This window comes from Nocardia albiluteola, from assembly GCF_018860155.1.
GTDB classification, from domain to species: Bacteria; Actinomycetota; Actinomycetes; order Mycobacteriales; family Mycobacteriaceae; genus Nocardia; species Nocardia albiluteola.
This window is the reverse complement of sequence record NZ_JAHKNI010000005.1, coordinates 122,599-133,599: the sequence shown is the minus strand read 5'-3', so window position 1 is coordinate 133,599 and position 11,001 is coordinate 122,599. Positions and strand designations below refer to the sequence as shown.

Here is an 11,001-nt window from a genome sequence, read left to right as displayed (position 1 = left end):
GGCGTACGAGCCGCGGACGGGCTCAACCGCGATTTTCACCGCCGCGGCCCCGAACAGGGTGTGGGTGGCAGATTGAGCCAGCGCCGCTTTCTCAGTCCCGACCGTCTCAGCCGATTGCGCGCCAGACGACTGAGCGGTCGCCGGTTCGCAGTGAGTGAACTCTACGGCGCAATTCCGCTGCGGCAGAGGGTTTGTCGGGTGCAAGTCGGATGTACGAGCCCACCGAGTGAAGCTCGGCGATATCCCGCAGCAGGACCCAGCCCGGCCAGTCGAGCAGGTCGTAACCGTATGCTTTTGCGAATTGTGTTCGATCCGAGCTTGTTTCGTGAAAGTGGTCTGGTAATCCGCTTATGAGATCGAGCTCTCTAGGCCCGATGGCGGTGTTGTCCCAGTCGATCAAGACCCAGCCGTTGTGGTCCAGCACGGCGTTCTCGCTGTGGGCGTCGCCGTGGATGAGACCGATACCCAGCGGAAAGTCGGTGCTGTCGAATTCAGCGACCAGTTGATCGGCCCGGTCCTTCAGCCATATGCGGTCGCTGTTCGGAAGGGCAGGGTTGATCCGGCCGGTATCGATGTTCAAGGCCTCGTAGAGTCGGCGCAACGGACGATATGGGGGGATCGGCGCGGTCGGGGGAGGATCGCCTGCGGAATGTAGTCGGCGGATGAGGACGCCGAGGTCGGTGGCCGTCGCGGGGTGATCGCTTGGCCGATAAGGCCATAGGGTGGCGACAGCTCCTCCGGTGATCACGGGTTGTAGGCCTGCCAGTGGGGGCAGCGCGACAGTCAGATCTGCGGAGGCGAGCCACCGAGTGACCGTGATCGCCGCGGTCGCTCGTACTCGTCGGAGTTCGGTGTCCGGGGAAAGGCGCACCACGATGGAGTTCGGCAGTAGCCATACGGCATTCGATCTGTGGTGCAGCAGAATTGCGCCGTCTGGGCTGTCGAGGCCGAAGGCGTTGCACACGGCCACTAGAGCGTCCCAGCCGGGGAGCCCGCTGTCGGTATTCACTGACTCACGCGGCCCTCAGCGTCTCCGATATTTCCGCTCGCATGGCGGAAACGGTTGAGCTGTGGTCGTATTGAGTGGCGATCCGGTCAAGGTCACGCAGCCGCGTGTAGCAGCGCTGCGAGGTCATCCCATTGATCTCGCGAATTGCTTTGGCGCAGTAGGCCGCCGCCGTGTCATAGTCGCCAGCTTGGAGGTATGCGCCGGCCAGGGGCGGAAGGGTCACTGCTCGGCTGCGGGCGTGTTCCTGGACGTGGCCATCGACGGCAACGCTCAGCAGGTCGACGGCGCGGGGAGCGAATTCACGGTTGCTCGTGGACAGCAGGTACGCCGAATGTCCTTTCTGGGCGCGGATTTCAGCGTCGGTGACGAACGAGGCCCACGGCGGCATGTTTCGGAGATCGGCTTCGGCGTAGAGGTCTTCGGACTGGCCGATCGCCCGCTCCATAGCGCGGGCATCGCCACGGGCGGCAAAACACCACGCGGTAACGGCCGCGGTGTACCCAGCGGTGAGCTGGGTCGCGGGATGGCGGCGAGTGCTGGCGGTCGCAGCGGCGGTCTGCGCACATCGCAGGGCTTCATCGAGTCGCTGCTTCTGCCAGCGCTGCGCTTCGGCATCCGGCGGCTCCCACGCAGGGCGCCACAAATGCAGGGCTTGATGTGCCATATCGAGCAAGACGTTGACAGAAAGGTCGGTGCTGCGGGGGTGATCCTGACCCTGATAGGCGGCCCACAGGGCGTACGTCCACAACCGGCGCGCCGCATCATGGTCCTCGATGTCGTAGGCTAGCCAGCCGGTCATGGACGCCAATTCCGCAGTGGCAACCCACAATCGGGGGCGCAGGTCGTCACTGCATTCTGCATGCTCATAGCCCAGAACTTCATGCAGCTGAACCAAAGCCGCGTCGCGGCACAGGCCACTGCCGTGCTCGAGATCCCAGCGGCGGTAGCCCGCTGTCACGCTCTCGATGGCCTCGACGTCCTTGACCCCGATGCGCTTGCGAGTGACAGGTTTCAGGCTTCTCGGGAGCAGACCACCGAGCCGATCGAGCTCGGCGTGTAGCCCGGAACCAAGTGCGGCGACCGTGGCAACGGTGATGAAATCTCTGCGGTCCACCCAACTCACCTCCTCAGGGGTCAGGCTACTCGGCTCGACGTAGAAGCCGAGAAGTCGCGGCGGTATACCGAAGGCGGTGGAAATCCTGGCCGCGACCGAGAGTCCGGTGATGGAGCGTTCGCCTCGAACGACGGCCGACACCCGGGACTGAGTCAGGCCAACCAACTCGGCCAGTCTGAACTGCGACAGACCGGTCTGCTCCAGTATCGCTTGAAATATGATTCCAAAGTCATACTGCCCCAACGCATTTCGCATTGCCGGGGTGTCGAAGAACCCTGACGGGATCAGCTGCCTGAAACCGGCAGCCACCGCACACCCCTCGCACAGTCCGCCGGTATGGGCGACCGGAGGTAACTGACTACACGAGCAGCACCGTGATCCACTGGTCATCAGTTCACCTTCAGTGCATTGCGGACAGTGTCATCTCACACTATTCCCGCTCCATCGACTCGGGTTGTTGAACTGCGAAACTATCGCAAATTTGAAGCCCGTCAAGCCCCAGCGGGGCTAGCTCCGGCGGGGATTGGCCGTGTCCGGCGAATCCATGAACCTGAATTCAGGCATCCGCCACCGGACCCACACGGTCACGATGCGCCGGGACGCCGTCCGAACTATCTGGAGGTGCACGTGAACGGCATTGTGGATAGGGGCCCGTGCGTCATAACGCATTGCGATTGTGCCGACTTGAATCCGCAGTTCCGCTCGATCGAGGAAGCTCGCCTCGTCGAGATCGAGCATGCTATGCACAGCTCGCGCTGCTATCAGTACTTGGCAGCCGTCGCGTACAGCTGTGGAGTCCAAGCCCAGGACGACTGGGACGAGTAGCCATGTACGAGACCTGCGCTACCGCATCAGAAGCCGCATATCTGCTGCGCCACCGGCACGGGCTACCGGTGGAGTTGTTCGCCGGTCATGTTCTGGTGACATGCGATTCGCAACTGAGAGCGGTTCGAATGCCGCCAGGTTTGGGCCGCCGAGTGCTATCGGATCTCATTCACGAGCGGCCGACACCCATTGTGGCGAATCCGCGTGAGACGCACTGGACGGTACTGGTCGACCCACGGCCACCGATCTCCGACGAGGCGAATCATCAAGCGCGACTATCGAAACACGAAGTAGCGCTGCTCCAATCCGGTTATCGGATATGGCTTCCGACTTCGGATTCCGGAATCGGCTGGCACTGGATCATGGAACCCGCACCAGGCCCGTTGTCACTGCCGACGTTGTCGGCAGTGATCTCCATAATCGATCGGCTACTTGGGGAAGTGGTAATCAGATAAGGGGCATAGGCGATGTACCTACTTCTCACTTCGCGTCTGGATGACCGACGAGTCGCGAAATTACCGAAACTAGGACTATTCCTCCCCTCCCGATGGAGGTTGCAGTGACGATCGATTCGATCTCTATTACGTGCGCTCATGCTGAGCGTCGTTTAGCAATTCTATTGCTGCGCACAGATATTCGTGGCGCTGACGATGTGCGCAACATGCGTGAGCTGGGTGCCCGGCTCGGCTACGAGGTGGCCGATCACGTGGTCGTTCTGGACCCGGCCGTCGAATGGCCCTTGCGTACGATCGTGCGAGCCCTGCACGGTGAGCCTGGTGCGGTCATGATCGTTCCCGACCTCGAGCACATCGATGGCCTGGATGCCGAAGTCCGTCGGATGGCGCAGGTCATCACGGTTGAGGGCGAGCGGGTGTTGGAGCGTGCGCCAGCGGGCGCTGCGGCCTGGCCGGGGGTGCAGCCGTGATGAGCGCTTCTGGAACCATGTGGGTACTAGTGGCCGGGTTCTTCCTCGTCGCTGGGTGTGTGGTCTGCGTGATCACTGATCGCGACAGCAGCGACGCGGATTCCGATATTTTGCCCCCGAAGCGCGATCGCGATGATTATTCCGACCGTAGTTTCTCGACGGTGGAATTGCCTCCTGTCCGGGTGTATACCCACACCGCGCCTGCGCGGCCGCTGTCCGTCGAGCAGGCTCACACCATCACGCAGCAGCACAGATATTGTGATGCCGAGGAGTGCCCCCGCAAGAGGGCCGCGATCCGGGTGTTGATCGAGGCCGGGCGGATGAGGCTGCCATGACGGGCTACGGCAACTACATGACCAGCCCGGCTTCCGGCGATGAGAACGGGCCGGTATCGGCGGAGGCTGCCGATCGCCAACTGTCGGTCTACCAGCGTCGTTATCGCATTCCCGCCGAGATCATGGTCGGAGCGGACGAGACCCCGACGCTTCGGATGCCCGTGAGCGCTTCGTACAGCGCCATCGTCATGCCGGTGCCGATCGCGTCGTGGATCCTCGATGCTCTCGGGCACGCCGCTGCGATCAGCTATCCACTCGATCGAGAAATCGCGGTCTTGGTATTCCCCGATGTACGACTCAGCCCAGGGCTGGCCGCGACACTTGACCGTATCGGCATCCGAATCGCGCCGTACGGCAGTCACATCCGACTGCCGGTGGCGGACTCCGAGTGCCCGTGGGAGTGGCTGCGGCGCCCTACTCGCCCAGCGAATTTCCTCCGATTGTCAGAGGTCATCACCGTGATGCGGTCGATCGGCATCGGCGGAACCTGGGCAGGTTCCGCATGAGCACTGACGTCATCGCCCTCTGCATTGTCACAACGACCGATATCGCCCTCCCATCCGCGGCGCCTTGTCGTCCGATACGTTGCCGACCGAGCATCCGAGTCAGTAAACCATCGCGCCAACACCGCGGCGCGAACCGAAGGCGCTGTCGATGACTCCCGGAGACGCCGATCTGGGCCTGATCAGGCCCAAGCACGCCGCAGGTGGCTGGCGTCTGGAAGACAGCGGAAGAGGCTGGACTCTTGCCAAGTGCTTCCCGGGCGGCAAACGCGCCGTCATTCGTCCGACGACCTCGGTTACCTGTTCGTGGACTGTGTTCGACTCGATCGGGCGAGCACTTCGGGAGGCGTCGTCGCGAAACATCGAAGCGGCGAAAGCGAGTGTCTGCCAATGGATTCAGAATTCGAACGCATGACCAAACACTTTGGCGATGAGAGGAAACATGATGTACCACAGTGGTATCCGGGAAGTATGCGGGAATGCTGCAACCGGTGTTCTTGTCACGATCGATGGCCCTGGCGGGGTGGGTAAGTCGGCGACGGTTCGGGAGACCGCCGAATACCTGAAGAACATGGGTGCGCGGGTATACACCACACGACAGCCCAGCACCGGCACGCTTGGTACGTACCTCTGGCAGCACGTCGACTTCTACCATGGAATGGCGCTGGCGAATCTCGTTGCGGCCGACCGACAGTACCAACAGGAGACCGAGATCGAGCCGCGCCTGGCCGACGGGAATGTGGTGCTGTGCGATCGTTATCTGCCTTCCAGCCTGGTGCTCCATGGGATTGACGGGGTCTCCACCGATACGGTGTGGGCGTTGAACTCCGGCATCCGCGTTCCGGATGCTGCAGTGTTCCTTCGTGCTGACCCGGCGACCATCACCGCCCGTATGCATGGCCGCGGCGGTCCTAGTGACCGATTCGAAGCGCTTCCTGGCTACGCGGAACAGGAGCTGGCACTGTTCGATGCCGTCACAGCGGATCTGACTGCCAGAGGATGGCCGGTTTCGACTATTGATTCGGGTGACCTCGAGCCGTCCGGGGCGGGGCTCAAGCTAGCCAATCTGGTCGTGCCCCTGTTGGGCAGCGAGTAAGCGCAAACCGATAGCCGATGCCTCTGGCCTGGTTCGGGGGCTGAAACCGTTCGTCTTATTGGAGGGGTGATCGAGGTGGGAAAGAAGATCCTGTTGACCGGCGGTGCCGGCTACATCGGCTCGATGTTGACACGAGTGTTGCTGGACAAAGGATTTCATGTTCTTGTGGTGGACCGATTCTTCTTCGGACAGGACAAGCTGCCAGCCAGCAGCTCCGGTCTCACGGTGATCAGAAAGGATGTTCGTCGGCTGGTACGGTCCGATTTGGACGGCGTCGACTGTGTGATCGATTTGGCGGCGATCTCGAACGACCCTGCCGGAGAACTTGATCCGCAGCTCACGATGGACATCAATCTTCACGCGCGGTTTCGCTGTGCACAGCTGGCACCCGGGGGCGGAAGATACGTTCTGCCGTCGTCATCGAGCGTGTACGGGCAGCAGGAAGGTCTTCTGCCCGAGTCGGGCGCCATCTTGCCGCGCACTACCTATGCGGCCGCGAACGCCGCCGCCGAGGCCGCGGTGCTGACCCTCACCAATGACAGCTTCTCTGTCGTGGTCGTGCGGCAGGCGACCGTGTTCGGTCTCTCCCGTCGTATGCGTCTGGATCTGGTAGTGCACCAGATGGTCATCCAGGCCGTGAGGCGCGGGGTGATTCCGGTTCTGGGCGACGGCAGCAGTGGCAGCCCTTCGTACACGTCGCCGATGTCGCCGACGCGATGATCCAATTGATCAACGCCCCTGACGATCTCATCACAGGGCAGAGGTTCAATCTGGGTGGCAATGCGCTGAACTTCCGCATTCGCGAGGCGCCGCATGATCCCTCCCTTCTCCGCACTTCCCGACGACGAGATCACAGCAGTGCTGGCTGCCGCCGACGACATCTTGCGGTCAGGCCGGTTGGTGCTCGGCCCACACACCGCCGCGTTCGAAGGCGCCATCGCGACTATGGCCGGTACCCGGTATGCGGCCGTCGTTAGCTCCGGATCCACGGCGCTCGAGATCGTCTTCCGGGCAATCGGCGCCGCAGGCCACGTCGTGCTGGTGCCGGCGAATACCAACTACGCCACGGCCGCGGCCGCCCTGGCTGCCGGGGCACGGGTCCGGCTGTACGACTCGGGCCTGTACCCGGACATGTCCGACCTCCGTACGAAGCTGACCGCTGATGTCGCGGCAGTTGTCGTTGTGCACATCGGCGGGTACCTGTCGCCGGACCTACCAACGTTGACCGACCTCTGCGAGCAGGCCGGCGCGGTGTTGATCGAGGACGCCGCGCACGCCCACGGGTCAACGCTCGACGGATACGGCCCAGCTGGTAGCTTCGGTGCGGCCGCGGCGTTTTCGTTCTTCGCCACCAAGACGATTACCGCGGGCGAAGGCGGCGCCATCACCACTAACGATCCTGTGCTCGATCGAGCCGCTCCTATCTACCGCAACCAGGGTAAAGACGCCGATGACCGGCATGTCGTCGTGGGCGGCAGTTGGCGGATCACCGAACTGGGTGCGGCTTTGGCGAACGTCCAGCTCGCGCACCTGCCGGACGACCTCGTACGGCGCCGCTCAATCATCGACCGGTACACCGCGCATCTGTCAGGCACCGGGATCACCTTCCCGGAGTTGTACGGGCAGGTCAGCGGCCACAAATGTATTGCGACCCTTGCTGCTGGCGTGGATCGGGAGCGTTTCCGTACCGCCGTGCTCTCGGGCGGGGTCGTTTTAGCTCGCGGGGTGTACGAGAAGCCGCTGCATCGTCACCCGGTGTTCGCCGATATCGCCGACGGCCGACAATTTCCCGTGGCGGACGAGTTCGCCCGTACACACTTCCGCTTGCCGCTGTGGCGTGGCATGGACGATGACACTGTGGGGTGTGTCATCGAGGCCGTACGGGCCGCCTTGCCGCGCTGACGTACCGGCCGGCGGGGTTCGGGCTGGCCCAGTCGAATCCGAGCTCGCCCTTCTCCGACAGCACCTTCTCCCACCAGCCTTGGTTGTCGCGGTACCAGCGCACGACTTCGCCGATGCTGGTCTCGAAGTCGCGTTCGGGGTGCCAGCCCAGAACGGTCTCGATCTTGCGTGGGTCGATCAGGTATCGACGGTCGTGGTTCGGCCGGTCCGGGATGTGCTCGATCCAGTCGGCTGGATCCAGACCCAGCTCGGAGATAACCCGCCGGGCGATTTCGATGTTGGTGACCTCGCACCGGCCGGACACGTCGAAAATCGGCAGCAGCCCCGGATCGGTGGCTGCTGCCGCTGGGATCGGGTCCAGTTGGGCCTTCAGGACGCGGTGAATGGCAGCGCAATGGTCGAACACGTGCAGCCAGTCTCGTGATTGCAGGCCGTCACCGTAGATCGGTACCTTGCGGCCCCGCAGCAGATTGGTCACTGCCAGGGGGATCAGCTTCTCCGGCAGTTGGTATGGCCCATAGTTGTTGGCGCAGTGCGTCATCCGGATCGACATCTCCGGGTAGGTCTGCATGTATGCGCGCACCATCTGATCTCCGGCTGCCTTCGCGGCCGAGTACGGCGTCTTGACGTTCAGGGGCGAGCCTTCGTTGAACCATTGGGCGCCTGGTGCGAGTTCCCCGTACACCTCGATCGTCGATACGTGCACGTGGGAGGTGACCGGGATCAATCGGCTGCACTCGGCCATCACCTGTGCGCCAAGTGCGTTCGAGCGCATGAACGCGCTCGGGCTCAGGATCGCGCGGTCGTTGTGCGATTCAGCAGCGAAATTGACCACGTAGTCGGGTCGGTACCGCCGATAGATCGCGGCCATGGCGTCGAAGTCGGCGATATCGGCTCGCTCGAAGCTGATCCGGTCCCGGACCGGCTCGAGGTTGGCCTCGTTGCCGGCGAACCCGATGTAGTCCACCGCGACGATCTGGGCGTCGGGTTCCCACTGCGCGAGAAGATGCACGTAGTTGGCACCGATGAAGCCAGCGGCCCCAGTCACCAGGTAGACAACCATGGGGTCAGAGCCTAGCCGATATAGCCACGCCACCCCGCCGGAAGCACCGTGCCAGCGGACAGTCACCACACGCAGTACTGCGCGAAACCCACTCGGGTCCCGCAGGGCAGGGTTCGGCGCGGTGGTCGCCTGTAATCTCGTTCGGGTGGGTAGTGATCAGGGGGCCTCTGTTCCGGTGCAGGATGTTCTCGCCGCCGCGCGGTGGATCGAGGACTCGGCCAAGGAGTTCGACGAGGAGATTCAGACCTTCTTCAAGCGGGTGCGGGCGGTGGTCGGCGGGGATTGGTCCGGCAAGGCCGCGGACTCACACGATCAGCCCTGGATCGATTGGTACACCTCGGCCAACGATGTGGTGGAGGCGCTGCGAGGAGATGCGTCAACCTTGCGCGAGGCCGCGGGTGCGTTCGTCGAGACGGACGCCTCGTGGTCCGAGGCGGTGCGTCACAAGACCAACAGCCTCGATCTGCCGGAGATCCCGTGAACGACACTCCGTATCGGGTCGACCTGGCCGAGCTGCAGGATCTGATCGACGAGGCCAAACGCCTGGACACCCAGATCGAGGCTCGGGTGGATGCCATCCGCCGACAGGTTGAGCAACTGCATGTGCAGTGGACCGGCGCCGCGGCAACGGGACACCAGCAGTTCGTGGACCGCTGGACGACGGACACCGCGGCCATGCGCGAGGCGCTGACGACGTTGCAGGCCGCGTTGACTCGCGCGCACGGAAACTATTCCGGCGCAGTCGATGTCAACAAGGAGATGTGGCCTTGACCGGTTCGGCGATCAGCATTCAGCCGGGAGCGTTTGCTGCGGCGGGCACACTGTATGGGCAGAACCATGATGCGGCGGTGTCGGTGGTGACCTCGCTGGCGAAAGTGCTGGATTCCCAATGGGCTTGCGGCGGCACCGACAATTCCGGGCACGCATGGTGCAACAAGTACGATCCCGCGGCGTTCAACGCGGTCGCCACGGCCACCGCGGTGGTCAACTCGCTGGGCAAGCTGAACGACCTGCTCCAGGCCGACAGCGTCAACCACGCCAACGCCGACAACGGATCACACTACGAACCGAACGCCGGCAATCAGACCCAGCCACCGCCGCCGACCGCGCACTTCGACGCCCCCGCATTCAAAGGCGCCTACGGTGGTGACACCGACGCACCGTTCGGGTGGGGCCTGATCAGCCGCTGGCTGCAGGGCCGCATGTGGCCCAACGGCGACCCCGACAAACTGCGCACCGTCTCCTCGGCCTGGACCGCCGCCAAGGAAGGCATGAACGGGATCAAGACCGCCGTCGCCGGCGCCCGCCGGATCGTGAACGAACAGGTCTCCGGTGAGGTCGCCCAGATCCTGGCCCAGATCGATATCGTCGATGCCGCGATCGACAACGTGATCGGCCAATGCGACGAACTCAGCCTTGCCACAGTCGATTTCGCGCAAGCCATCGATACCGCACACGCTAAGATCTTTCAGGAACTCGGCGAATTCATTGCCATAGCCGCGGCCGTCGAGGGCATTGGCTGGCTCGCCGGCGGCCCGCTCGGTGGCGCTGGCGGCACCGTGATCACCGGTGCACGCGGCGCCGCCACCGCGACCCGGGTCATCACGATCGTCGATGAGCTCTCCGCGTTCGTTGCCGCGGCGATGCCGGTCGCGCGGTTGGTCGCCGTCGGTGCCGCGCCGGTGATCATCAAAAGTGTCCAGCCGCTGTTGGATGCGCAGCCGAATACGTTCTACTCCAACACACGGCCCGGTGGCGCGCAGAAGCCGGTGCATCCGACCAAGCCGTTCCGTGACAAGGACAACGCCGCTGATTTCGACGGCGAGCAGGCCGCACAGGATGTGCGGGACCGGTTGTCGAACTCGGGTAACACGATCAGGCAGGGCAAGAATGTCGCTGTGGCGCAAGGCGAGATCGACGGACAGTTTATCCCTTCCCGGGAGCTCGAATCCGTGAGCGGCAAAGACTCTCCGCCGGGCACGGTCGAAACACCGCAGCAACCTGGCAAGTTCACGCCACGCGATGAATCCGGCGACACATATAGACCGACTGATTCGGAATATAAAATTCTTGAGAAGATTTCGACCCGCTTGACACCGGACTCGAAGGGGGTCATAGATTTGTACACCGAAAACAAGCCATGCGATGCTTGCGCCGACGTCATCAAGCAGTTCGAGGAGCAATACCCGGGAGTGAAGCTCAATGTCACCTACAGCAACCCCGCCTGAG

At 63.2% G+C, this 11,001-nt stretch carries 12 protein-coding genes; 9 read left to right on the top strand and 3 right to left on the bottom strand.

Translation table 11 applies throughout. The annotated features are described in order from the left end of the window. Nucleotides 1–106 precede the first annotated feature (106 nt). Together KO481_RS16570 and KO481_RS16565 are read right to left on the bottom strand one after the other, a co-directional pair. On the bottom strand, nt 107–1,009 hold the full coding sequence (locus KO481_RS16570; RefSeq protein ID WP_215918059.1) for a phosphotransferase enzyme family protein: 903 nt from the start codon (nt 1,007–1,009) through the stop codon (nt 107–109). A gap of 4 nt (nt 1,010–1,013) precedes the next feature. After that, nucleotides 1,014–2,432: a helix-turn-helix transcriptional regulator gene (locus KO481_RS16565; protein ID WP_215918058.1), complete on the bottom strand. Its 1,419-nt coding sequence runs from the start codon at nt 2,430–2,432 to the stop codon at nt 1,014–1,016. Nucleotides 2,433–3,507: 1,075 nt separating this feature from the next. Here KO481_RS16565 and KO481_RS16560 point away from each other — a divergent pair. The 6 genes from KO481_RS16560 to KO481_RS16535 all read left to right on the top strand — a co-directional run bounded on the left by KO481_RS16560 (nt 3,508) and on the right by KO481_RS16535 (nt 7,709). After that, the gene (locus KO481_RS16560; protein WP_215918057.1) at nt 3,508–3,873 is read left to right on the top strand and encodes a hypothetical protein; all 366 of its coding nucleotides are present in this window, start codon (nt 3,508–3,510) and stop codon (nt 3,871–3,873) included. Next, nucleotides 3,873–4,208 (top strand): hypothetical protein, encoded by a 336-nt coding sequence (locus KO481_RS16555; RefSeq protein ID WP_215918056.1) that lies wholly within the window; start codon nt 3,873–3,875, stop codon nt 4,206–4,208. The genes KO481_RS16560 and KO481_RS16555 overlap by 1 nt, the downstream gene beginning before the upstream one ends. Next, on the top strand, nt 4,205–4,714 hold the full coding sequence (locus tag KO481_RS16550) for a hypothetical protein (RefSeq protein ID WP_215918055.1): 510 nt from the start codon (nt 4,205–4,207) through the stop codon (nt 4,712–4,714). Before KO481_RS16555 ends, KO481_RS16550 begins: the two co-directional genes overlap by 4 nt. Before the next feature lie 439 nt (nt 4,715–5,153). Next, nucleotides 5,154–5,807, top strand: a complete 654-nt coding sequence (locus KO481_RS16545) for a dTMP kinase (protein WP_215918054.1) — start codon at nt 5,154–5,156, stop codon at nt 5,805–5,807. A gap of 66 nt (nt 5,808–5,873) precedes the next feature. Next, nucleotides 5,874–6,527, top strand: a complete 654-nt coding sequence (locus KO481_RS16540) for an NAD-dependent epimerase/dehydratase family protein (RefSeq protein WP_215918053.1) — start codon at nt 5,874–5,876, stop codon at nt 6,525–6,527. A gap of 93 nt (nt 6,528–6,620) precedes the next feature. Next, nucleotides 6,621–7,709 (top strand): DegT/DnrJ/EryC1/StrS family aminotransferase, encoded by a 1,089-nt coding sequence (locus KO481_RS16535; RefSeq protein ID WP_215918052.1) that lies wholly within the window; start codon nt 6,621–6,623, stop codon nt 7,707–7,709. Here KO481_RS16535 and KO481_RS16530 read toward each other — a convergent pair. Next, entirely contained in the window at nt 7,675–8,772 is a 1,098-nt protein-coding gene (locus KO481_RS16530; RefSeq protein WP_215918051.1) for a dTDP-glucose 4,6-dehydratase, read from the bottom strand. The two genes, KO481_RS16535 and KO481_RS16530, sit on opposite strands and share 35 nt — an antisense overlap. Nucleotides 8,773–8,917: 145 nt before the next feature. Here KO481_RS16530 and KO481_RS16525 point away from each other — a divergent pair, with 145 nt between their 5' ends. The 3 genes from KO481_RS16525 to KO481_RS16515 are packed head-to-tail and all read left to right on the top strand — an operon-like array spanning nt 8,918 to nt 11,000. After that, entirely contained in the window at nt 8,918–9,253 is a 336-nt protein-coding gene (locus KO481_RS16525) for a WXG100 family type VII secretion target (RefSeq protein ID WP_215918050.1), read from the top strand. Continuing rightward, on the top strand, nt 9,250–9,543 hold the full coding sequence (locus KO481_RS16520; RefSeq protein WP_215918049.1) for a WXG100 family type VII secretion target: 294 nt from the start codon (nt 9,250–9,252) through the stop codon (nt 9,541–9,543). The genes KO481_RS16525 and KO481_RS16520 overlap by 4 nt, the downstream gene beginning before the upstream one ends. Then, nucleotides 9,534–11,000 (top strand): deaminase domain-containing protein, encoded by a 1,467-nt coding sequence (locus KO481_RS16515; RefSeq protein WP_215918048.1) that lies wholly within the window; start codon nt 9,534–9,536, stop codon nt 10,998–11,000. Before KO481_RS16520 ends, KO481_RS16515 begins: the two co-directional genes overlap by 10 nt. Nucleotide 11,001 lies beyond the last annotated feature (1 nt).

What these genes read in the sequence shown, in the direction of transcription:
- KO481_RS16555 (WP_215918056.1), top strand. Translation starts at nt 3,873, where the DNA reads ATGAGCGCTTCTGGAACCATGTGGGTACTAGTGGCCGGGTTCTTCCTC.
- KO481_RS16550 (WP_215918055.1), top strand. Translation starts at nt 4,205, where the DNA reads ATGACGGGCTACGGCAACTACATGACCAGCCCGGCTTCCGGCGATGAG.
- KO481_RS16545 (WP_215918054.1), top strand. Translation starts at nt 5,154, where the DNA reads ATGATGTACCACAGTGGTATCCGGGAAGTATGCGGGAATGCTGCAACC.
- KO481_RS16535 (WP_215918052.1), top strand. Translation starts at nt 6,621, where the DNA reads ATGATCCCTCCCTTCTCCGCACTTCCCGACGACGAGATCACAGCAGTG.
- KO481_RS16530 (WP_215918051.1), bottom strand. Translation starts at nt 8,772, where the DNA reads ATGGTTGTCTACCTGGTGACTGGGGCCGCTGGCTTCATCGGTGCCAAC.